Genomic DNA, 22708 nt, shown 5'->3' with positions numbered 1-22708 from the left:
TTGCGTGACAGAAAGACATCACGCGGGTCAAGTTAAAGACAAATGCGGAGAAAAACGACAGCAGAAGAGATTATTCAGAAAGTGTGGATAGAGGTCAGACAAGTTCGGATCCGGCGACATGATATCGCCGGATCTTGCAGATTAGGGTTCGTCAACGACCTGACCATCCGGCCAGGCGTGCATTACCGCTTTGATTAACGTCGCCAGAGGGATCGCAAAGAATACGCCCCAGAATCCCCACAGACCGCCGAAAATCACCACGGAGAGAATAATCACCAATGGATGCAGATTGACCGCCTCGGAGAACAGCACGGGAACCAACAGATTGCCGTCCAGCGCCTGGATTATCAGGTACACGGCAAAACAGCTCCAGAACTCGGTGCCAAGCCCGAACTGAAACAGCGCCACGCCGACCACCGGAATCGTCACCACAAAAGCGCCGATATACGGGATCAGCACAGAGAACCCTACCAGCACCGCCAGCAGCAGCGAATAGTTGAGACCAAACAGCAGGAAGCCGAGCCAGGTCGCCACGCCGACCACCACCATTTCCAGCACCTTTCCGCGAATATAGTTGGTGATTTGCTGGTTCATCTCTTTCCACACCTGCCCCGCAAGCCCACGATTACGCGGCAGCACCCGGCGCACGGCGTTCAGCATCTGTCCTTTATCTTTGATCAGGAAGAACACCATCAACGGGACGAGAACCAGATAGACCGCCAGGGTCAGCAATCCAACCAGTGAAGCTAACGAATATTTCACCACCGAATCACCCATGGTGAGCATTCGCGAGCGCATGTTTTCCGCCATCGCATCAATGATGCCCGCATCCATCAGCGCCGGATAACGTCTTGGCAAGGTGGCGGCAAAATCAGACAATTTATTGAGCATGCCGGGCATGTCGCGGATCAGGTAAATACCCTGCTGCCACGCAACGGGCATCACCACAAAGGCCATCAGCAGCAAAATACCGACAAACACCACCAGCACAATCGATGTCGCCCAACGCCGTGAACACCCAATATGTTCCAGCCGCACAGTCGGCCATTCAAGCAGGTACGCCAGCACTATGGCGACCAGTAGCGGCGCCAGAAGACCGCTAAAAAAGAACAGGATGCCAAAACCGGCAACAAGAATAATCAGCAGGGCGATGGCTTCGGGGTCGCTAAAGCGGCGACGATACCATTGCATCAACATTTCGAGCATAAAACCCTTCCATGAACCCAATAGCGGGATTGCGATCCCGAATTGTATCGAAATGTCACAAAAAAGACTTCGCTTTTTATGGCTGATTACGCAAAGTGAAAAGACATTTTTCCTGGGTGTTCATCGTCAGGTTTCGCAGTTACACTCCGTAAGCTTGCGGAGTGTGAACGATACTTCACAGCATTGGTCAAATGGCTATCTCAAAAAAGAATACAGGACAGAGGTTATGTTCAGGCAGTTGAAAAAAAACCTGGTTGCTACCCTCATTGCCGCACTGACTATCGGTCAGGTTGCGCCCGCATTTGCTGATACTGCGGACACCCTGCCTGATATGGGAACGTCGGCAGGCAGTACGCTTTCCATAGGACAGGAAATGCAGATGGGCGATTATTACGTACGCCAACTGCGCGGCAGTGCGCCATTAATTAATGATCCATTGCTCACCCAATACATTAATGCGCTGGGAATGCGTCTGGTCTCGCACGCCGACTCGGTAAAAACACCCTTCACATTCTTTTTGATCAACAACGATGAAATCAACGCCTTTGCTTTCTTTGGCGGCAACGTTGTCTTGCACTCCGCACTGTTCCGCTATTCCGACAACGAAAGCCAGTTAGCATCGGTCATGGCGCACGAAATCTCCCACGTCACTCAGCGCCACCTGGCTCGTGCAATGGAAGATCAGAAACGCAGTGCGCCGCTAACATGGGTAGGTGCGCTAGGTTCAATTTTATTAGCGATGGCTAGCCCGCAGGCGGGTATGGCGGCGCTGACCGGTACGCTGGCGGGAACACGTCAGGGGATGATTAGCTTTACGCAACAAAACGAACAGGAAGCAGATCGCATCGGTATTCAGGTGCTGCAACGCTCGGGATTCGATCCCCAGGCCATGCCGACGTTCCTCGAAAAACTGCTCGATCAGGCCCGTTACTCTTCGCGTCCGCCGGAAATTTTGCTGACTCACCCCCTGCCTGAAAGCCGCCTGTCGGATGCCCGTAACCGCGCCAACCAAATGCGTCCGGTGGTCGTCCAGTCGTCAGAAGATTTTTATCTGGCTAAGGCACGAACCTTGGGCATGTACAACTCTGGTCGTAACCAGTTGACCGATGACCTGCTGAGTAACTGGTCGAAAGGCAACGTACGTGAGCAACGTGCGGCACAATATGGCCGGGCATTGCAGGCGATGGAAGCCAGCAAATATGACGAGGCGCGTAAAGCGCTGCAACCGCTGCTGGCTGCAGACGCGAACAATGCCTGGTATCTCGACCTGGCAACGGATATCGATCTCGGCCAGAAGAAAACCAGTGATGCCATTAACCGCCTGAAAAACGCCCGCGACCTGCGCACTAACCCGGTACTGCAGCTCAACCTGGCGAATGCGTATCTACAGGGCGGACAAGCCAAAGAGGCGGCAACCATCCTGAATCGCTATACGTTTAACCATAAGGACGACCCTAACGGCTGGGATCTGTTAGCGCAAACGGAAGCCAACCTGAACAACCGCGATCAGGAGCTGGCGGCGCGGGCGGAGGGGTATGCCCTCGCCGGACGTCTGGATCAGGCGATTTCGATGCTCAGCAGCGCAAGCTCTCAGGTGAAACTGGGTAGCCAGCAGCAGGCCAGATACGATGCTCGTATCGACCAGCTACGCCAGCTGCAAGAACGCTTTAAACCCTACACGAAGATGTAATTATCGAACCCTTGCCGGATGGCGGCGCTGTAGCGTCTTATCCGGCCTACGTCAGACACGATATGTAGGCCGGATAAGGTCTTTTGGCCGCCATCCGGCAATATTGTTATGCAAGGAGAAGTCATGTCAGACGCGATTAAAATCTACCATAACCCACGCTGCTCCAAGAGCCGTGAAACGCTGGAATTACTGAAGTCCAATGGCGTGGACCCGGAAGTGGTGCTGTATCTGGAAACCCCGGCTGACGCCGCAACCCTGCGTGAACTTCTGCAGATGCTGGGTATGTCCAGCGCGCGTGAGCTGATGCGCCAGAAAGAGGATCTCTATAAATCGCTTAACCTGGCGGACAAAAATCTGAGTGAAGATGCGCTGATTCAGGCAATGGTGGAAAACCCGAAACTGATGGAGCGCCCAATCGTAGTTGCCAAAGGTCAGGCTCGAATTGGACGCCCGCCGGAGCAGGTACTGGAAATCGTCGGTTAACCGAAACCTGCCGCAGTCATTTGGCTGCGGCGCTTACAGCTTCAGAATTTCTTTTACGAACGGAATGGTCAGCTTACGCTGGGCGGTGATCGATGCGTGATCAAGCTGATCCAACGTCATAAACAGCGTACGCATTTCCCGATCCAGACGCTTAAGCAGAAAGCGGCCCACATCTTCCGGCAGTTCAAATCCGCGAAGTCTGGCGCGTAATTGCAACGCCTGCAGCTTATCTTCATCGGAAAGTGGTTGCAGCTTGTAGATTTGCCCCCAGTCCAGACGCGAAGCGAGATCTGGCAATCCCAGATTCAGCTGTCTTGGTGGACGATCGCCGGTGATCAGCAGGCGTGTTTTCCCCGACTCCAGGATACGGTTGTAGAGATCAAAGATCGCCATTTCCCACAGCGAATCACCGGCCACACATTCGATGTTATCGATGCATACCAGCGATAAATGCTCCATCCCGTCGAGCACCTCGGGGACGAACCAGGTACGTTTGTCGAGCGGCACGTAGCCTACCGCATCGCCGCGCGCGGACAGTTCCGCACAGGCTGCATGCAGCAAATGACTACGGCCAGCGCCTTCACGCGACCAGAGATAAATATACCCGCTATGTTCCTGACGCAGCACGTTTTGCAGTGCAGCCAGTAAAGAGGAGTTATCCCCCGGCCAGAAACTTGCGAAAGTTTCGTCGTCAGGAAGATAAAGTGGCAAAGAGAGCTGTGCCGGTGTGTTCAGAGATACCTCAACCCAGGATTTCATAAAATCGCGTTGAGTTTAACACAGAAATGCGTCGCGATAGAACCGGGCAGCATCGCCACCCGGTCAAAGGTTTACTGTTGCTCAGTGTCGGCATCTTTGGCGTCGAGCACCACTTCTTCTGGACGCAGCAGGCTGATAACTTTGAAAATCAGGCTCAGACAGACACCCACAATGGTCGCCAGCGCCATGCCTTTCAGCTCAGCAGCACCGATGTGAACTTTCGCGCCGCTGACGCCGATGATCAAAATGACCGAGGTCAGGATCAGGTTCTGTGCTTTGTTGTAGTCAACTTTTGACTCGATCAGCACGCGAATACCGGAAGCGCCAATCACGCCGTATAACAGCAGAGATACACCGCCCATGACCGGCAGCGGAATGATTTGGATCGCCGCAGCCAGTTTACCCACGCAGGAGAGCAGAATGGCGAAAATCGCCGCACCGCCAATAACCCAGGTACTGTAAACGCGGGTAATCGCCATGACGCCGATGTTCTCGCCGTACGTGGTGTTCGGCGTAGAACCAAAGAAGCCGGAGATCACCGTCGACAGGCCGTTAGCAAACATAGAACGATGCAGGCCAGGATCGCGAATCAAATCTTTTTTCACGATATTCGCCGTTACCACCAGGTGGCCGACGTGTTCAGCAATAACCACCAGCGCCGCAGGCAGAATGGTCAGAATAGCGACCCATTCAAAGCGCGGCGTGTAGAACGTCGGCAGAGCAAACCAGTGAGCCTGCGCTATCGGCGTGGTGTCCACGACGCCCATCACGAAGGAGAGCGCGTACCCGGCCAGCACCCCAATTAAAATCGGGATAATCGCCATAAAGCCACGGAACAGCACGGAACCAAATACCGTCACCGCCAGCGTCACCATTGAGATGATGATGGTTGTTGAGTCTGGCGCTTGTCCTTCCGCAGGCAGCAATCCCGCCATACCCGCAGCGACACCCGCCAACTCCAGACCGATAACGGCAACGATTGCGCCCATCGCCGCAGGCGGGAACATTACATCCAGCCAGCCAGTACCGGCTTTCTTAACGATGAACGAAACCAGGCAGAACAGGATGCCACACATAATGAAACCGCCCAGCGCCACTTCATACCCTAGCGGCAGCAGCAGCAGAACTGGGGAAATGAACGCAAAGCTTGAACCGAGGTAAGCCGGAATTTTACCTTTACAAATAAAGAGATACAGTAAAGTACCAATACCGTTAAACAGCAGAACGGTAGCTGGGTTGATATGAAACAGGACTGGCACCAGTACCGTTGCGCCAAACATGGCGAACAGGTGCTGTAAACTAAGCGGGATTGTCTGTAAAAGCGGCGGTCTTTCACTCACCCCGATAGCACGGCGCGTCATAGTGTTTTCCTCTGAGTGTTGTTTGTTATTAGCGATTGGGTTGTTTTATTCAAAAAAAAGCCGACTCTTAAAGTCGGCTTCTTTTCACTTATTCGTTTACTTGGTACCAAAAATCTTATCGCCGGCATCGCCGAGCCCCGGAATAATGTATCCGTGCTCGTTCAGTCCCTGATCGATGGAGGCAGTGTACAGCTCAACATCCGGGTGCGCTTTTTCCAGCGCCGCGATACCTTCCGGCGCTGCAACCAGCACCAGGACTTTAATGCTGCTGCAGCCTGCTTTTTTCAGCAGGTCGATGGTAGCGATAACGGAACCGCCGGTTGCCAGCATCGGGTCAACGATCAGCGCCATACGCTCATCAATGTTAGAAACCAGCTTCTGGAAGTACGGAACCGGCTCCAGCGTCTCTTCATTACGGTACATACCGACCACGCTGATACGCGCGCTCGGAACGTTTTCCAGAACGCCTTCCATCATGCCCAGGCCCGCACGCAGGATTGGCACAACGGTGATTTTTTTACCTTTGATTTGGTCAACTTCAACCGGGCCGTTCCAGCCTTCAATGGTCACCTTTTCGGTTTCCAGACCGGCGGTTGCTTCATAAGTCAGCAGGCTGCCAACTTCCGAGGCGAGTTCACGAAAGCGTTTAGTGCTGATGTCGTTTTCACGCATCAGTCCCAGCTTGTGTTTGACGAGTGGGTGTTTGACTTCCACGATCTTCATACTCTTCTCCTTTCCTCAGACGAGTGGCAACCACAAAAAAAATCGCCGGATTATACCGCTTTTCGTCTCTGGCGCAACACTGCATACGCTTGATATGGATCAACCAAAATCGTTTGCGTCTGGATGATGAGTATAAAACAACCCCCACAATAAGTGCGGGGGTTGTTATCAATGCTATGAATTTTATAGATTTTCAGCATTACTCTGGATGACGTTTTGATACCATGAAAAAGATTTCTTCGGCGAGCGTGCTAATGTCCCACTCCCGTCATTATTTTTATCAACATAGATAAAGCCGTAGCGTTTTTTCATCTCCCCCGTCCCGGCCGAGACTAAATCAATACAGCCCCACGGGGTATAACCCATCAGATCCACGCCATCTTCCACCACCGCTTTTTTCATTTCGCGGATATGCGCGGCCATATAGTCAATACGATAGGAATCATCCACCGAGCCATCGGCCTGCTGCACGTCAATCGCCCCAAAGCCGTTTTCAACAATAAACAGCGGCAACTGATAATGATCCCAGAACCAGTTCAGCGAATAGCGCAGACCGACGGGATCAATCTGCCAGCCCCAGTCCGACTTCTGCACGTACGGGTTAGAAACCAGGCTTTTCGACTCGTCGTAATCCAGTTGTGGGTTGTCCGCCGTTGCCTGGGTCGCGAAAGACATATAATAGCTAAAGCCGATGTAATCAACGCAGCCCTCGGTCAGCGCCTGACGGTCTTCCTCGGTGATATCCAGTTCAAAGCCACGACGGGTAAAGTAATTGAGAAGATGCTGCGGGTATTTGCCGCGCACATGGACGTCAGTAAACCAGTAACGCCGGTGCATAGCGTTCATCGCCATCATCATGTCGTTCGGCGCACAGGTCAGCGGATAAATTGGGCACATTGCAATCATGCAGCCAATTTGCAGCGCCGGGTTAATTTCACGCGCGAGCTTCACCGCCAGCGCGCTTGCCACCAGCTCGTAGTGCGCCGCCTGGTACATGACCGGCTCGCGGTCTTCACCAGGCAGATATTTCAGGCCAGAGTTAGTAAAGGGCGCGAAGTCTTCGTGATAATTTGCCTGATTGTTAATCTCATTAAACGTCATCCAGTACTTCACTTTGTGCTGGTAACGAGTGAAAACCACCCGGGCAAAACGGACAAAAAAGTCGATAAGCTTACGGTTGCGCCAGCCGCCGTACTCCGTCACCAGATGGTAGGGCATCTCGAAGTGCGACAACGTAATCACCGGTTCAATGCCATATCTCAGACATTCGTCGAACAGATCATCATAGAACTGCAGGCCAGCTTCATTGGGTTGCGCTTCGTCACCTAAAGGGAAAATCCGCGTCCAGGCAATAGAAGTGCGAAAACATTTAAACCCCATTTCGGCAAACAGCCTGATGTCGTCTTTATAGCGATGATAAAAATCGATGGCATCGTGGTTAGGGTAGTTTTTACCGGCAATCACACCGTCAGTAATTTCACGCGCCACGCCATGCGCCCCCGCCGTCATGACATCGGCAACGCTAATTCCTTTACCGCCCTCCTGCCAGCCACCTTCCAGTTGATGAGCGGCGACAGCGCCACCCCACATGAAATCTGCTTTAAATCCTGACATCCCCTTCCCCTATCGTGATGACTCTGCGCAAAACGCTCCAAATGAGGCCCGCAACAGAAAACAGAAACCGGTTTCAGTACGATACTGTGCATTCGGCTGGCAGGTTTCAAGCACAAGGCTGTACCCGGTTTCATTTTCGTGGCGCAGTTCAAACAAATAGATAAATGATTGTAAAATGCTGAAAAAACCAGCAGATAAAACTTGATGCAGAGCAGGCTCGCAAACGTTTGCTTTCCCTGTTAGAATTGCGCCGAATTTAACTTTTACTGCAAGTAAACATGTGGGGAAGCAGGCAGTGACCGATAAAACCTCTCTTAGCTACAAAGATGCCGGTGTTGATATTGATGCAGGTAATGCTCTGGTTGATCGAATCAAAGGCGTAGTAAAGAAAACGCGTCGTCCGGAAGTTATGGGTGGTCTGGGTGGCTTCGGTGCGCTGTGCGCATTGCCGCAAAAATATCGTGAACCGGTACTGGTTTCCGGCACTGATGGCGTTGGTACAAAACTGCGTCTGGCGATGGATCTGAAACGCCACGACACTATCGGCATTGACCTCGTCGCAATGTGCGTCAACGACCTCGTGGTTCAGGGCGCTGAGCCGCTGTTCTTCCTCGACTACTATGCAACCGGCAAACTGGATGTGGACACCGCAGCCAGCGTCATTAACGGGATTGCAGAAGGCTGCCTGCAGTCTGGCTGTGCGCTGGTCGGTGGGGAAACAGCTGAAATGCCGGGGATGTACCACGGCGAAGATTACGACGTGGCAGGTTTCTGTGTTGGCGTCGTCGAAAAATCAGAGATTATCGACGGTTCTAAAGTGGCTGACGGCGACGTACTGATTGCGCTCGGCTCCAGCGGTCCGCACTCCAACGGTTACTCTCTGGTGCGTAAAATCGTTGAAGTCAGCGGTTGTGACCCGGAAACCACCGAGCTTGAAGGTAAATCGCTGGCCGACCACTTGCTGGCTCCGACCCGCATTTACGTAAAATCCATTCTGGAACTGATCGAGAAGGTTGATGTGCACGCCATTGCCCACCTGACCGGCGGCGGCTTCTGGGAAAATATTCCACGCGTTCTGCCAGACAACACGCAGGCCGTGATCGACGAGTCTTCCTGGCAGTGGCCAGCCGTCTTCAACTGGCTGCAAATGGCGGGTAACGTCAGCCAACATGAGATGTATCGCACCTTTAACTGCGGTGTAGGTATGGTTATCGCCCTGCCAGCTCTGGAAGTGGACAAAGCCCTGGCTTTGCTCAATGAGAAAGGTGAAAACGCATGGAAAATCGGTATCATCAAAGCTTCTGATTCCGAACAGCGTGTGGTCATTGAATGAAAAACATTGTGGTGCTCATTTCCGGTAACGGAAGCAATTTGCAGGCGATAATAGACGCCTGCGAACAGAAAAAAATCAATGGCACCATACGTGCAGTATTCAGTAACAAGACGGATGCGTTCGGCCTTGAACGCGCACGCGAAGCGAATATTCCAGCGTACTCGCTGGAAGCCGCCCAGTTTGCAAGTCGCGAAGCCTTCGACCGCCAACTGATGCAAGAAATTGACGCCTGGGCGCCGGATGTCGTGGTGCTGGCCGGTTATATGCGCATCCTCAGCCCGGCGTTTGTCGCGCACTATTCTGAACGATTGCTGAATATCCACCCGTCTTTATTGCCGAAGTACCCAGGCTTGCACACGCACCGCCAGGTACTGGAAAATGGCGATGAAGAGCATGGTACCTCCGTCCACTTCGTCACTGATGAACTGGACGGCGGACCGGTTATTCTTCAGGCCAAAGTTCCGGTATTTGAAGGCGACAGCGAAGATGATGTCACGGCACGGGTTCAGGCTCAGGAACATACCATTTACCCACTGGTGGTAAGCTGGTTTATTGATGGTCGCCTGAAAATGCGTGATAACGCTGCATGGCTGGATGGTATCCGCCTACCGCCACAAGGCTACGCCGCCGACGAATAATAAAATTCAACCTGTAAGCCGCATGTCACCATCCGGCTTACAGGCATAACTACCTTTTCCGGTTAATACCACCGGTATGCATCTACGCTCCCCCTTTCTCTTTGCTATCAGACGGTTTATTGTCATATTTTTCTGGCACAGTTGGACATCTGAGAGCAATGCTCGCCATAATAAATCGGTAGTGTCCCGTGAATGAAACGGAGTAAAAGTGGTAATGGGTCAGGAAAAGCTATACATCGAGAAAGAACTCAGTTGGTTAGCGTTCAACGAACGCGTACTCCAGGAAGCTGCTGATAAGTCAAACCCGTTGATCGAACGGATGCGTTTCTTAGGCATCTATTCCAATAACCTCGACGAGTTTTATAAGGTTCGTTTTGCCGAACTGAAGCGCCGAATCATTATTAGCGAAGAACAGGGTTCAAACTCTCACTCCCGCCATCTGTTAGGCAAAATCCAGGCCCGCGTATTAAAAGCCGATCAGGAATTTGACGGTCTGTACAACGAGTTGCTGCTGGAGATGGCGCGCAATCAGATTTTCTTAATCAATGAACGCCAGCTATCGGCCAATCAGCAGAGCTGGTTGCGTCATTACTTCAAGCAATATCTTCGCCAGCACATCACGCCGATCCTGATTAACCGCGAGACGGATTTAGTCCAGTTTTTGAAAGATGACTACACCTATCTGGCGGTAGAGATTATCCGCGGCGATACAATCCGCTACGCGCTGCTGGAAATCCCTTCTGACAAGGTTCCCCGTTTTGTGAATCTGCCGCCGGAAACCCCGCGTCGTCGCAAGCCGATGATCCTGTTGGACAACATTTTACGTTATTGCCTTGACGATATTTTCAAAGGGTTCTTTGATTACGACGCACTTAACGCCTATTCGATGAAAATGACCCGTGACGCCGAATACGATTTGGTGCACGAGATGGAATCGAGCCTGATGGAGCTGATGTCCTCCAGCCTGAAACAGCGTCTGACCGCAGAGCCTGTGCGTTTCGTCTATCAGCGCGACATGCCCAATGCGTTGGTCGAGGTGCTACGTGAAAAACTGACGATTTCTCGCTACGACTCGATTGTTCCCGGCGGCCGTTACCATAACTTCAAAGACTTTATTAACTTCCCCAACGTTGGCAAAGCCAACCTGGTGAATAAGCCGCTGCCGCGTCTGCGCCACATCTGGTTCGACAATGAGAAATTCCGTAACGGATTTGATGCAATCCGCGAGCGCGATGTGCTGCTGTATTACCCGTACCACACCTTTGAGCACGTTCTTGAACTGTTGCGCCAGGCGTCTTTCGACCCGAGCGTACTGGCAATAAAGATCAACATCTACCGTGTGGCAAAAGACTCGCGCATCATCGACGCGATGATCCATGCCGCGCATAACAGTAAAAAAGTCACCGTGGTAGTGGAATTGCAGGCGCGCTTTGATGAAGAAGCCAACATTCATTGGGCCAAGCGCCTGACCGAAGCGGGCGTTCACGTCATCTTCTCCGCGCCGGGTCTGAAAATTCACGCCAAACTGTTCCTTATCTCGCGTAAAGAAGGTGATGAAGTCGTGCGCTATGCCCATATCGGGACGGGCAACTTCAACGAAAAAACGGCGCGGCTGTACACCGACTACTCGTTGCTTACCGCCGATTCGCGCATTACCAACGAAGTGCGCCGGGTATTTAACTTCATCGAAAACCCGTATCGTCCGGTGACGTTCGATTATCTGCTGGTTTCCCCGCAGAACTCACGCCGTCTGCTGTACGCGATGATCGACAAAGAGATCGCCAATGCGCAGCAAGGCCAGCCTTCCGGTATCACGCTAAAACTGAACAACCTGGTCGATAAAGGTCTGGTTGATCGTCTCTATGCAGCCTCAAGCTCAGGCGTACCGGTTAATTTGTTGATTCGCGGTATGTGCTCTCTGATCCCGAACCTGGAAGGCATCAGCGATAATATTCGCGTGATAAGCATTGTCGACCGCTACCTTGAACACGACCGGGTTTATATTTTCGAAAACGGTGGCGATAAGCAGGTATACCTCTCCTCTGCAGACTGGATGACCCGCAATATCGACTATCGTATCGAGGTCGCCACTCCGCTGCTGGACCCGCGCCTTAAGCAGCGCGTGCTGGATATTATCGATATCCTGTTCAGCGACACGGTGAAGGCTCGCTTCATCGATAAAGAACTCAGTAATCGCTACGTACCACGCGGAAACCGCCGTAAAGTTCAGTCACAATTGGCGATTTACGACTACATCAAATCACTCGAGCAACCTGACTAACGCTATGCCAATACACGACAAGACTCCACGACCGCAGGAATTTGCTGCGGTCGACCTTGGTTCAAACAGTTTCCATATGGTCATTGCCCGCGTGGTAGATGGCGCAATGCAGATTATCGGGCGGCTGAAACAGCGCGTTCATCTGGCGGATGGTCTCGGCGAAGATAACAAGCTGAGCGAAGAGGCAATGGAACGCGGATTAAGCTGCCTGTCGCTGTTCGCCGAACGCCTGCAGGGCTTTCCCCCGTCAAGCGTATGCATCGTGGGAACCCATACTTTGCGTCAGGCGCTGAATGCGACCGATTTTCTCAAGCGAGCGGAAAAAGTCATCCCCTACCCGATTGAGATTATCTCCGGTAACGAAGAAGCCCGACTGATTTTTATGGGCGTGGAGCACACTCAGCCGGAAAAAGGCCGCAAGCTGGTTATCGATATCGGCGGCGGCTCAACAGAACTGGTGATCGGCGAAGATTTCGAACCCAAGCTGGTCGAAAGCCGCCGTATGGGCTGCGTCAGTTTTGCCCAGATGTATTTCCCGGGCGGTGTTATCAGCCGGGAAAACTTCCAGCGTGCCCGCATGGCGGCAGCGCAAAAGCTTGAAACCTTAACGTGGCAGTTTCGCATTCAGGGCTGGAACGTCGCAATGGGCGCGTCAGGCACGATTAAAGCGGCACACGAAGTGCTGCTGGAGATGGGTGAAAAAGACGGTTTTATCACCCCCGAACGCCTGGACAAACTGACATCTGAAGTGCTGAAGCATGCGTCATTTGATGCGCTCAGCTTGCCGGGATTGTCAGAAGAACGAAAAGCAGTGTTTGTACCCGGACTCGCGATTCTGTGCGGCGTTTTTGACGCGTTGGCTATCCGCGAACTTCGCCTTTCTGATGGCGCACTACGCGAAGGCGTACTGTACGAGATGGAAGGACGTTTTCGCCACCAGGACGTTCGCAGCCGTACCGCCAGCAGTCTGGCGAACCAGTACAACATTGACAGTGAACAGGCCCGGCGCGTACTGGAAACAACGATGCAAATGTACGACCAGTGGCATACGCAACAGCCCAAACTGGCCAATCCTCAACTGGAAGCATTACTGCGCTGGGCAGCGATGCTGCATGAGGTTGGGCTGAACATCAACCACAGCGGCTTACATCGCCACTCTGCTTATATCTTACAAAACAGCGATTTACCGGGGTTTAATCAGGAACAACAACTGATGATGGCAACATTAGTTCGTTATCATCGCAAAGCGGTGAAACTGGATGACTTGCCCCGCTTTACACTGTTCAAGAAAAAACAGTTTCTGCCGTTAATTCAACTGTTACGCCTGGGCGTGCTGCTGAATAATCAGCGTCAGGCGACCACCACGCCGCCAACCCTGACTCTGATAACCGACCACAACCACTGGACCTTACGTTTCCCGCATGACTGGTTTAGCCAAAATGCGCTGGTGCTGCTCGATCTGGAAAAAGAGCAGCAATACTGGGAGGGCGTAACCGGCTGGCGTCTCAAAATTGAAGAAGAAACCTCACCCGATATCGCCGCATAAACTCAGAACAGGTGCCAGCGCGTCTGGCGCCTGTTCTTCCAGCGTTTCATGCAATGGCTGTGGTTTACCAATCAAGTACCCCTGCATGTAGTCAATCCCCAGCGAAATTACCGCACTGCGTATTTCTTCACTTTCGACGTACTCCGCAACCACCAGCATTCTTTTCATCCGAGCCAGATGGCAAATAGAGGCCACGATTTGGTAGTCGAGGCTATTCGAAACGATACTGCGAATAAAGCTGCCATCAATTTTCAGGATATCGGCACTCACATTCTTCAGCCGCGCATAGCTGGCGTAACCCGTCCCAAAATCATCAATCGCAATCTGACAGCCCAGTGATTGCAGCTGCAGTAACGTTGCCTGTGCCTGTTCCGCATTGGTTAAGGCGTTGCTTTCCGTGACTTCAAAAATCAACTGCCACGCTTCAACCTTGTACTTAACCAGTAGCTGCTTGATGTCATGCGGAAGTCGGGCGCGACATATCGACGTGGGTGACAAGTTAATGGCAAACCGACGGGCGGGCATTTTTTCCCGATTCTGTGCCATAAACTTCAGCGTATTTTCAATCACCCACATATCGATGCTGGATGACAAGCCAAACTCATGCGCGACCGGCAAGAAGCAATCAGGCGGGATGGTTTCACCGTCATCTCCCTCAAGGCGCAGCAGGATTTCATGATAAACGTCGCCGCGTACGCCAAAAATCGGCTGCGCCATCAGGAAAAAACGATTGTGCTCCAACGCCAGCTGTAGACGATTCATCATCGCAACCTTATCTTTCAGGTCACGTTGCAAGTGCATGACGCCTCGGCGCTGCAAGTTCTCTGGTGAATTCGTCGCCAGAGAAAGCTCGGCAATGGTGCTTAACTCTCCCAGTAACAGATAGATATGGTTAACAGGAGAACGGACATAGCAAAAACTGATCCCCACCTGCGGCTGTAATGGCATGCCATCCCAAATAAAACGGAACTGCTTGATATGCCTGTCCAGGGCTTCAATGCGCTCCTGATACGACTCAGTGTTAAAACGCAAAACTAAGTCATTACCCGATAACTGATAGACATGCTCATCCTGTGCCAACAGTGGCGTTATCCACTGTGAGAGTTTTTGCTTGTACTGGATACGCAGCATAATGCCGTAATTTTTTACCAGTAGCTCCATGCCCGGAACACGCAAAAAGCAGAGCACTGACCATGGCGTTTTTTTCAAATCCCGGTTCAATGCGCGCAAATTTGGCAGATGCACCATCGGATCAAAGAATGCCAGACGATGGTTGCGCCGGGTAACAAAGCGTTGGCGCGTTGCCAGTACGGCAATGAAGTTCACGATGAAGGAGAAAACAAGATAGCTCGATGAGGTAATGGCAAGCTGGGTATCGTAGCCAGAATACCAAGGCATATAGCGCTGGTAATAATGAATTGCGGTAATAAGTACGACAGACCATATCAGCGAAATAAATCTGTAACCGTAACGCATTGCTCCCCAGAGCATGACAGGTAGCAACAACGACAGAGTATAATTTGTGCTGAATATTGAGCTTTGTTCATTTAACGGCATACACAGCAATGCCATAAGTACAGCCAATATAATCAGCCAGACCGCAACCTCAGTTTTGGTAACTTTGGTATCAAACTGCTGCTTTAATTGAGAAAAATAGCCTCTGACATGCAAAGGGTTGCGGATCGTGCGAATAATAAAGTAGCACAAAGGAACCCCAATCAGATTCCCGACCAGCATAGCCTGATAGTTGATCAACGTGCCAGTATTAAAGGGCATAACCCCCACCATGCCGGATTTACTCTCATAAACACCCACAAACGCGGCAAACTGGAAGAGGATCAGAAACAGCGTCGCCGGGCAGAAGACCTGCCAAAACATGCGCTGAAACATCAGGTGGGAGTCACCGTGAGATACGTTGTTCCGCCGGGGTGCAAATACTTTATACCCTCCCCAACTCAGCACTATCGTTACAATAAAGTGCGAAATTATTGAGAGCGTTTCAAATAACCCAACCTGCGGATATTTGTAGCAGATAATGGAAATGATAATTCCCGGCAATGCCGCCCAGCCAAAAAATAGCATCAGGCTAATCATCAACGCCAAAGGCATGTAGAAAAGAATTACGGTCCCAGTACTAATATGGGCATAGGTATTGGCAGTGCTCAATATAGGCAACAGCAAAGATGGTATGATGAGAGGTAACGCCCACCATCTATCTCTCATACAAATATAATTTTTATTGAGTTTCATAGATGCTCAGTAGAATCCCGCACATCCTGCAGGGGGTATTCAGACAGGCATCCCACCTGACTCTAAAACGATGAAGTTAAATACATTACTATGTCTCATCGATTTTAGTTATCAGTAAAGGGTGACGTTTGATATATATCAAAAAAAAAGCCCCTCATTAATCAATTATTACTATTTTCATCGTTTCTTATCGTTAATTCATTATTAATGCAAATAATAATATTAATTTTCATAACATATGAGGATAAAACAACTGAAGCAATTTTACATAACGAAAAATTGACCATTGCCTCACAGTATGCCTTAATGTGAGTATCGCCCTCAGTTGGGTACACTACAAGGAACCTTTTGTGAGCCAGGTTACCAGCCTACGCAAACGACACCGATTTAATAGTCGCATGATCCGGATCGTACTGCTTATCAGCTTTCTCTTCTTCTTCGGACGCTTCGTCTACTCCGCTATAGGTGCGTGGCACCACCACCAGAACAAAAAAGACTCTCAGCAGATCACCCAGCCGCAACAGGCATCTCCTGCTCAAACTGACGTGCGCTGATCGCTCGCGCCTGTAATATCTCAGCATTAAGATTCCTTACCGGATGGCTAATCGCCTGACATTTAACCATCCGGTAAGGGATTTGAGTGATGAAAAAATACGTAGCCTTACCCACCACAAGCACGGAGTTATCCGATAATAGACCGTGTTTTTCGCACAAATTCACAATCTTTTAATCTCACTTCACTGCACCATTCGCGCTCATTTTTACGTTCCGATTTACTGGGTATAAAAAGACACACTGTGTTCAAATAGACGCCAATTAATATCACCAAAAAATATCACAGGTGAAAGCATTAATATTATGTATGAAATTAAATGCTTATTTGAATCATTACCATTTTAAATTCTACAGGGTAATACCATGAGTGGTTTTTCATTATTTCCGAAAATAAGCAGCGGTCTTGAATGGATCGCTGGACACAGCGATGCGGTTATTCAATTCGGCTGGAATATCGTTGCCGCCGTAATTTTACTGTTTGTCGGTAAATTTGTCTCTCGCCTGATCTCCAGTGGTCTGGAAAAATTACTGTTAAAACGTAAAGTTGACCGAACCATTATCCAGTTCTTCACCGCGCTGGTACGTTACATTACCCTCGCCTTTGCCGTTGTTGCCGCATTGGGTCGCGTCGGTATCGAAACATCCTCCATTATTGCCGTCATTGGTGCCGCCGGGTTGGCCATTGGACTCGCGCTACAAGGATCGCTTTCCAACTTTGCCGCTGGCGTACTATTGGTCTCCCTGCGTCCATTCCGCGCCGGAGAAGTGGTACAAATTGGGGCAGTCACCGGAACGGTGGAAAAGGTACATATTTTCTCCACCACCCTGCTCACCGCCGACAGCAAAGAAGTGGTCATTCCAAACGGTAAGATCATCGCTGACAATATCATTAACTATTCCCGCCACCCTTTCCGCCGTATCGATCTGGTGATTGGCGTCGGCTATCAGAGCCGGATAGCTGACGTTAAGCGCGTGATTAACCATATTATCGATCAGGATACCCGCATCGATAAGCAACGTGGGGTAACCGTTCGTCTGGGCGAACTGGGCGCTTCAGCATTGAATTTTTACGTCCGCGTATGGGTACCCAACATCGAATACTGGAATACCTATTACGATCTGCTGGAAAACATTAAAGAAGCCCTGGACGCCAACCATATCTCCCTGCCGTATCCGCAGATGGATATTCGCGTTGAGAACGTAGCCCCCCCAATCTCAACCCCAGCTACAGTTGGTTGATTAATTCACAGCGCTTCGGTATGAGCGCAATAAAAAACCCTCTATAAAAGAGGGTTCTTTTACATATTACCGGTTCAGAAACCGCTAACAGAAAGGGCTATTATTCCCACTCAATGGTAGCCGGCGGCTTACCGCTGATATCATACACCACGCGGGAAATGCCGTTCACTTCGTTAATGATGCGGTTAGAGACACGGCCTAAGAAATCATACGGCAGGTGTGCCCAGTGCGCGGTCATAAAGTCGATGGTTTCTACTGCACGCAGGGAAACAACCCAGTCGTACTTACGGCCATCGCCCATGACGCCAACGGAACGTACCGGCAGGAACACGGTGAACGCCTGGCTGACTTTGTTGTACAGGTCAGCTTTGTGCAGTTCTTCAATGAAGATAGCATCCGCGCGACGCAGCAGGTCGCAGTACTCTTTCTTCACTTCGCCAAGCACACGTACACCCAGCCCCGGTCCCGGGAACGGGTGACGGTACAGCATGTCGTACGGCAGGCCCAGCTCCAGACCAATCTTACGCACTTCGTCTTTGAACAGCTCACGCAGCGGCTCAACCAGACCCATCTTCATCTCTTTCGGCAAACCGCCCACGTTGTGGTGAGATTTGATAACGTGCGCTTTACCGGTGGCAGATGCCGCGGATTCGATCACGTCCGGATAGATAGTTCCCTGTGCCAGCCACTTAACGTCTTCCAGCTTCAGCGCTTCTTCGTCGAACACTTCAACGAATACGCGGCCGATGATCTTACGTTTCGCTTCAGGATCGTTCTCGCCTTTCAGCGCGTCGAGGAAACGCTGTTCGCCTTCAACGTGAACGATGTTCAGGCCGAAATGGTCACCAAACATATCCATTACCTGCTGGGCTTCGTTCAGGCGCAGCAGACCGTTGTCGACGAACACGCAGGTCAGGTTTTTTCCGATTGCACGGTGCAGCAGCATCGCAGTCACAGAGGAGTCAACGCCACCGGACAGACCGAGGATAACTTTGTCATTGCCAACCTGCTCACGAATGCGGGCAACGGCGTCATCGATAATTTTTGCCGGCGTCCACAGCGCTTCACACTGGCAGATATCGCGCACAAAACGCTCCAGCATGCGCATGCCCTGACGGGTGTGGGTAACTTCCGGGTGGAACTGCACGCCATAGAAGCGTTTTTCTTCGTGCGCCATGATAGCAAACGGGCAGCTGTCGGTGCTGGCAACGGTCACGAAACCTTCCGGAATGGCAGTCACTTTGTCGCCGTGGCTCATCCACACATCCAGCAACGGTTTGCCGTCTGCGGTCAGGGAGTCTTCAATACCGCGGACAAGCGCGCTGTCGGTCTGAACTTCAACCTGCGCATAGCCGAATTCACGTTCGTTAGAACCTTCAACATGACCACCGAGCTGCATTGCCATGGTCTGCATGCCGTAGCACACGCCGAACACCGGCACGCCCGCATTGAAAACGTATTCCGGCGCACGCGGGCTGTTTTCTTCAGTGGTACTTTCCGGGCCACCGGAAAGAATAATACCGCTTGGGTTGAATTCGCGAATTTGTGCTTCCGTAACATCCCATGCCCACAGTTCACAGTAGACGCCCAGTTCACGTACGCGACGTGCAACCAGCTGAGTGTACTGCGAGCCAAAATCGAGGATGAGAATGCGATGTTTATGAATATTGTCTGTCATTGACGCTAATTCCGAGGCAAGTGAAACAAATTCGCCCGGCATATAGCCGGGCGCGGAAACTTATCAGGAGCCCATGCGGTAGTTAGGGGACTCTTTGGTGATGGTCACATCGTGAACGTGACTTTCCTGAATACCCGCACCGCTGATGCGTACAAACTCTGCTTTCGTTCGCAGCGCGTCGATAGTACCACAGCCGGTCAGCCCCATACAGGAGCGCAGGCCGCCCATCTGCTGGTGAATGATCTCTTTCAGGCGGCCTTTATACGCTACGCGGCCTTCGATACCTTCCGGGACCAGTTTGTCAGCGGCGTTATCGCTCTGGAAGTAACGGTCAGAAGACCCTTTGGACATCGCGCCCAGAGAACCCATACCGCGGTAAGATTTGTAAGAACGGCCCTGGTACAGTTCGATTTCGCCCGGGGATTCTTCAGTACCCGCCAGCATGGAACCAACCATCACTGCGGCAGCACCAGCAGCAATCGCTTTAGCGATGTCGCCGGAGAAACGAATACCGCCATCGGCGATAACCGGAATACCGGTGCCTTCCAGCGCTTCAACGGCATCAGAAACGGCGGTGATCTGCGGAACACCGACGCCGGTCACGATACGGGTAGTACAGATGGAGCCAGGGCCAATACCCACTTTAACAGCGCTGCAGCCAGCTTCAGCCAAAGCGCGAGCACCTGCGCCCGTAGCAACGTTACCGCCGATAATCTGCAGATCAGGATATTTAGCACGAGTTTCACGAATACGCTGCAGTACGCCTTCAGAGTGGCCGTGAGAGGAGTCAATCAGCAGTACGTCAACGCCCGCGGCAACCAGCGCGTCAACACGCTCTTCGTTACCAGCACCTGCGCCTACAGCTGCACCAACGCGCAGACGACCATGCTCGTCTTTACAGGCGTTAGGTTTACGTTCAGCTTTCTGGAAATCTTTAACGGTGATCATACCGAGCAGATGGAAGCTGTCATCAACAACCAGCGCTTTCTCAACGCGTTTTTCGTGCATTTTGGCGAAAACGACATCGCGCGCTTCGCCTTCACGAACGGTCACCAGACGCTCTTTTGGCGTCATATATACGCTAACCGGCTGGTTCAGGTCAGTCACAAAACGCACGTCACGGCCGGTGATGATACCGACCAGTTCGTTATCTTCAGTCACCACCGGGTAGCCTGCAAAGCCGTTACGCTCGGTCAGTTCTTTCACTTCGCGCAGAGTAGTGGTTGGCAGTACGGTCTGTGGGTCAGTTACCACGCCAGATTCGTGTTTCTTCACGCGGCGAACTTCTTCAGCCTGGCGCTCGATGGACATGTTTTTGTGGATAAAACCGATGCCGCCTTCCTGGGCCAGGGCAATTGCCAGGCGCGCTTCCGTCACGGTGTCCATTGCTGCGGAGAGCATAGGAATGTTCAGGCGAATGGTTTTCGTCAACTGGGTGCTGAGGTCAGCAGTATTCGGCAGAACGGTAGAATGAGCGGGAACGAGGAGGACGTCGTCAAACGTCAGGGCTTCTTTTGCGATACGTAGCATGGGCAATATCTCACCTGGGAGGTTATTAAATATTGCCGCGGCATTATACAGAGCGTAACCGATTGCATCCACACTTTTTTGCAAAAAAACCTTGCGCTCCTCTGTGAGCATGTTACTTTCGACTGAATAACCTGCTGATTTAGAATTTGATCCCGCTCACATGTTATCCTCTCAGACCACCTCAATTTTTACCGTAAGCCGCCTGAATCAGACGGTTCGTTTGCTGCTTGAGCAGGAAATGGGGCAAGTGTGGATCAGCGGTGAAATCTCCAATTTCACTCAGCCGTCCTCGGGTCATTGGTACTTCACGCTCAAAGATGACACCGCTCAGGTTCGCTGCGCGATGTTTCGCAACAGCAACCGCCGGGTAACGTTCCGCCCGCAGCACGGGCAACAGGTGCTGGTGCGCGCCAACATTACATTGTATGAGCCGCGTGGGGACTACCAGATAATTGTTGAGAGCATGCAGCCTGCGGGTGAAGGTCTGTTGCAACAGAAGTATGAGCAACTGAAGGCCAAACTACAGGCTGAAGGGCTGTTCGATCAGCAGTTCAAAAAAACGCTGCCCTCACCGGCCCACTGCGTCGGGGTGATAACCTCGAAAACCGGGGCAGCGCTACACGATATTCTCCACGTATTGAAACGCCGCGACCCTTCCCTGCCCGTTATTATCTATCCAACCGCTGTCCAGGGCGACGATGCGCCGGGGCAGATTGTGCGCGCAATTGAGCTGGCAAACGCCCGTGGCGAGTGTGACGTATTAATCGTCGGGCGCGGCGGCGGCTCGCTGGAAGATTTGTGGAGCTTTAACGACGAGCGCGTAGCACGGGCGATATTTGCCAGCCGCATTCCGGTGGTCAGCGCCGTCGGCCATGAAACCGATGTGACCATTGCCGATTTTGTCGGCGATCTGCGCGCGCCAACGCCGTCGGCGGCTGCAGAAATTGTCAGCCGCAATCAGCTCGAGCTGCTGCGTCAAATTCAGCATGGTCAGCAACGTCTGGAAATGGCGATGGATTACTATCTCGCCAACCGAACTCGTCGATTTACCCAGCTTAATCACCGCTTGCAACAGCAGCATCCGCAGCTGCGTCTGGCCCGCCAGCAGACCGTGCTGGAACGACTGCGTCAGAGAATGAACTTCGCACTTGAGAATAAAATTAAACAGGCCAATCAGCGTCAGCATCGCATGCTGCAGCGGCTGAACCAGCAGAACCCACAGCCGCGTATCCACCGCGCGCAAACACGTATTCAGCAACTGAAATATCGACTGGCGGAAGATATTCGTGCGCGGCTAAGCGAGCAGCGCGAGCGTTTCGGCAACGCGGTCACCCATCTGGAAGCCGTCAGCCCACTGGCAACGTTAGCGCGCGGCTATAGCGTCACGACAACAAGCGATGGCACAGTGCTAAAGAAAACCAAACAGGCCAGACCCGGCGACCTGCTCACCACCCGACTGAACGACGGCTGGGTGGAAAGCGAGATAAAAACGGTAACGGCTGCCGGGAAAAAGCGCCAGCCAAAAGCTAAGTAGCCCGCTGCCGTCTGTCTATTCGTTCTATCGCGGGGGAGATAGCGTCATCATCGCAGTGGAAACGTGCGGGTTCGCCAGGCAAACCGTTCCCCTATCTGACTGCCAGGGTAGTCACTATACAGCTTTTGCAACTCACTCAATGTCGGCTGATAGTTTTCGGGGCAACCCGATTTACTCGCCAGCCCCGCACCGTCATGGTTAAACAGCGTCCAGATTTCATCACCCATAGCGATAGGACCAAAGGTGTTATCATGCGACGGCGCTTCATTCATCAACAGTGGTCGCTTA

The 22708-nt window shown here is 51.9% G+C and carries 18 protein-coding genes; 9 read left to right on the top strand and 9 right to left on the bottom strand.

Annotated features, from left to right (window positions below):
- Nucleotides 1–141: 141 nt before the first annotated feature.
- The gene (locus tag GUC46_RS06615; RefSeq protein ID WP_003037941.1) at nucleotides 142–1206 is read right to left on the bottom strand and encodes an AI-2E family transporter; all 1065 of its coding nucleotides are present in this window, start codon (nucleotides 1204–1206) and stop codon (nucleotides 142–144) included.
- Nucleotides 1207–1432: 226 nt separating this feature from the next.
- On the opposite strand from GUC46_RS06615, the gene bepA reads away from it, so the two are divergent.
- The gene (gene bepA, locus GUC46_RS06610; protein WP_003037939.1) at nucleotides 1433–2896 is read left to right on the top strand and encodes a beta-barrel assembly-enhancing protease; all 1464 of its coding nucleotides are present in this window, start codon (nucleotides 1433–1435) and stop codon (nucleotides 2894–2896) included.
- 123 nt (nucleotides 2897–3019) lie between these two features.
- Nucleotides 3020–3379 (top strand): arsenate reductase (glutaredoxin), encoded by a 360-nt coding sequence (gene arsC / locus GUC46_RS06605; protein WP_003037937.1) that lies wholly within the window; start codon nucleotides 3020–3022, stop codon nucleotides 3377–3379.
- Between the two features lie 33 nt (nucleotides 3380–3412).
- Here arsC and GUC46_RS06600 read toward each other — a convergent pair whose 3' ends face one another.
- The 4 genes from GUC46_RS06600 to GUC46_RS06585 all read right to left on the bottom strand — a co-directional run bounded on the left by GUC46_RS06600 (nucleotide 3413) and on the right by GUC46_RS06585 (nucleotide 7836).
- Nucleotides 3413–4114, bottom strand: coding sequence for a DnaA inactivator Hda (locus tag GUC46_RS06600; RefSeq protein WP_211924219.1), 702 nt, complete (start codon nucleotides 4112–4114; stop codon nucleotides 3413–3415).
- A 95-nt stretch (nucleotides 4115–4209) separates the two neighbouring features.
- The gene (uraA, locus tag GUC46_RS06595; RefSeq protein WP_003037932.1) at nucleotides 4210–5499 is read right to left on the bottom strand and encodes a uracil permease; all 1290 of its coding nucleotides are present in this window, start codon (nucleotides 5497–5499) and stop codon (nucleotides 4210–4212) included.
- 96 nt (nucleotides 5500–5595) lie between these two features.
- Nucleotides 5596–6222, bottom strand: coding sequence for a uracil phosphoribosyltransferase (upp, locus tag GUC46_RS06590; RefSeq protein WP_003037929.1), 627 nt, complete (start codon nucleotides 6220–6222; stop codon nucleotides 5596–5598).
- Nucleotides 6223–6405: 183 nt separating this feature from the next.
- A complete protein-coding gene (locus tag GUC46_RS06585) occupies nucleotides 6406–7836 on the bottom strand; it encodes a 6-phospho-beta-glucosidase (RefSeq protein WP_130714454.1) in 1431 nt (476 codons plus the stop codon).
- A gap of 295 nt (nucleotides 7837–8131) precedes the next feature.
- Between GUC46_RS06585 and purM the strand changes: the two genes are divergently transcribed.
- From purM to ppx, 4 genes are all read left to right on the top strand, one after another.
- Nucleotides 8132–9169, top strand: coding sequence for a phosphoribosylformylglycinamidine cyclo-ligase (gene purM, locus GUC46_RS06580; RefSeq protein WP_130714453.1), 1038 nt, complete (start codon nucleotides 8132–8134; stop codon nucleotides 9167–9169).
- The gene (gene purN, locus GUC46_RS06575) at nucleotides 9166–9807 is read left to right on the top strand and encodes a phosphoribosylglycinamide formyltransferase (protein ID WP_160179949.1); all 642 of its coding nucleotides are present in this window, start codon (nucleotides 9166–9168) and stop codon (nucleotides 9805–9807) included. Before purM ends, purN begins: the two co-directional genes overlap by 4 nt.
- A 214-nt stretch (nucleotides 9808–10021) precedes the next feature.
- A complete protein-coding gene (ppk1, locus tag GUC46_RS06570; RefSeq protein WP_003037917.1) occupies nucleotides 10022–12088 on the top strand; it encodes a polyphosphate kinase 1 in 2067 nt (688 codons plus the stop codon).
- A 4-nt stretch (nucleotides 12089–12092) separates the two neighbouring features.
- Nucleotides 12093–13634: an exopolyphosphatase gene (ppx, locus tag GUC46_RS06565; RefSeq protein ID WP_160179946.1), complete on the top strand. Its 1542-nt coding sequence runs from the start codon at nucleotides 12093–12095 to the stop codon at nucleotides 13632–13634.
- Here ppx and GUC46_RS06560 read toward each other — a convergent pair.
- Complete coding sequence (locus tag GUC46_RS06560; protein ID WP_049014902.1) at nucleotides 13614–15884, bottom strand: sensor domain-containing phosphodiesterase; 2271 nt, start codon at nucleotides 15882–15884, stop codon at nucleotides 13614–13616. The two genes, ppx and GUC46_RS06560, sit on opposite strands and share 21 nt — an antisense overlap.
- 350 nt (nucleotides 15885–16234) lie before the next feature.
- Here GUC46_RS06560 and GUC46_RS06555 point away from each other — a divergent pair, with 350 nt between their 5' ends.
- Nucleotides 16235–16438 carry a YfgG family protein gene (locus GUC46_RS06555; protein WP_071524479.1) on the top strand — a complete coding sequence of 68 codons (204 nt, stop codon included), beginning with the start codon at nucleotides 16235–16237 and terminating at the stop codon, nucleotides 16436–16438.
- A 364-nt stretch (nucleotides 16439–16802) separates the two neighbouring features.
- Complete coding sequence (gene mscS / locus GUC46_RS06550) at nucleotides 16803–17678, top strand: small-conductance mechanosensitive channel MscS (protein ID WP_130714450.1); 876 nt, start codon at nucleotides 16803–16805, stop codon at nucleotides 17676–17678.
- A 100-nt stretch (nucleotides 17679–17778) separates the two neighbouring features.
- On the opposite strand, the gene guaA is transcribed toward mscS, so the two are convergent.
- Nucleotides 17779–19356, bottom strand: a complete 1578-nt coding sequence (guaA, locus tag GUC46_RS06545) for a glutamine-hydrolyzing GMP synthase (protein WP_003037760.1) — start codon at nucleotides 19354–19356, stop codon at nucleotides 17779–17781.
- 63 nt (nucleotides 19357–19419) lie between these two features.
- Nucleotides 19420–20886, bottom strand: coding sequence for an IMP dehydrogenase (guaB, locus tag GUC46_RS06540; RefSeq protein ID WP_003037756.1), 1467 nt, complete (start codon nucleotides 20884–20886; stop codon nucleotides 19420–19422).
- 160 nt (nucleotides 20887–21046) lie between these two features.
- Between guaB and xseA the strand changes: the two genes are divergently transcribed.
- Nucleotides 21047–22420, top strand: coding sequence for an exodeoxyribonuclease VII large subunit (gene xseA, locus GUC46_RS06535; protein WP_115489989.1), 1374 nt, complete (start codon nucleotides 21047–21049; stop codon nucleotides 22418–22420).
- Nucleotides 22421–22467: 47 nt separating this feature from the next.
- On the opposite strand, the gene GUC46_RS24015 is transcribed toward xseA, so the two are convergent.
- Nucleotides 22468–22692: an adhesion domain-containing protein gene (locus tag GUC46_RS24015; protein WP_232481242.1), complete on the bottom strand. Its 225-nt coding sequence runs from the start codon at nucleotides 22690–22692 to the stop codon at nucleotides 22468–22470.
- Between the last annotated feature and the right edge of the window lie 16 nt (nucleotides 22693–22708).

Source organism: Citrobacter sp. LUTT5 (assembly GCF_009905315.1).
GTDB classification, from domain to species: Bacteria; Pseudomonadota; Gammaproteobacteria; order Enterobacterales; family Enterobacteriaceae; genus Citrobacter; species Citrobacter freundii.
The sequence above is the reverse complement of the archived record's forward strand: the minus strand, read 5'-3'. Positions and strand labels throughout refer to the sequence as shown.

What these genes read in the sequence shown, in the direction of transcription:
- GUC46_RS06615 (WP_003037941.1), bottom strand. Translation starts at nt 1,206, where the DNA reads ATGCTCGAAATGTTGATGCAATGGTATCGTCGCCGCTTTAGCGACCCC.
- bepA (WP_003037939.1), top strand. Translation starts at nt 1,433, where the DNA reads ATGTTCAGGCAGTTGAAAAAAAACCTGGTTGCTACCCTCATTGCCGCA.
- arsC (WP_003037937.1), top strand. Translation starts at nt 3,020, where the DNA reads ATGTCAGACGCGATTAAAATCTACCATAACCCACGCTGCTCCAAGAGC.
- uraA (WP_003037932.1), bottom strand. Translation starts at nt 5,499, where the DNA reads ATGACGCGCCGTGCTATCGGGGTGAGTGAAAGACCGCCGCTTTTACAG.
- upp (WP_003037929.1), bottom strand. Translation starts at nt 6,222, where the DNA reads ATGAAGATCGTGGAAGTCAAACACCCACTCGTCAAACACAAGCTGGGA.
- GUC46_RS06585 (WP_130714454.1), bottom strand. Translation starts at nt 7,836, where the DNA reads ATGTCAGGATTTAAAGCAGATTTCATGTGGGGTGGCGCTGTCGCCGCT.
- purN (WP_160179949.1), top strand. Translation starts at nt 9,166, where the DNA reads ATGAAAAACATTGTGGTGCTCATTTCCGGTAACGGAAGCAATTTGCAG.
- ppk1 (WP_003037917.1), top strand. Translation starts at nt 10,022, where the DNA reads ATGGGTCAGGAAAAGCTATACATCGAGAAAGAACTCAGTTGGTTAGCG.
- ppx (WP_160179946.1), top strand. Translation starts at nt 12,093, where the DNA reads ATGCCAATACACGACAAGACTCCACGACCGCAGGAATTTGCTGCGGTC.
- GUC46_RS06560 (WP_049014902.1), bottom strand. Translation starts at nt 15,884, where the DNA reads ATGAAACTCAATAAAAATTATATTTGTATGAGAGATAGATGGTGGGCG.
- mscS (WP_130714450.1), top strand. Translation starts at nt 16,803, where the DNA reads ATGAGTGGTTTTTCATTATTTCCGAAAATAAGCAGCGGTCTTGAATGG.
- guaA (WP_003037760.1), bottom strand. Translation starts at nt 19,356, where the DNA reads ATGACAGACAATATTCATAAACATCGCATTCTCATCCTCGATTTTGGC.
- guaB (WP_003037756.1), bottom strand. Translation starts at nt 20,886, where the DNA reads ATGCTACGTATCGCAAAAGAAGCCCTGACGTTTGACGACGTCCTCCTC.
- xseA (WP_115489989.1), top strand. Translation starts at nt 21,047, where the DNA reads ATGTTATCCTCTCAGACCACCTCAATTTTTACCGTAAGCCGCCTGAAT.
- GUC46_RS24015 (WP_232481242.1), bottom strand. Translation starts at nt 22,692, where the DNA reads ATGAATGAAGCGCCGTCGCATGATAACACCTTTGGTCCTATCGCTATG.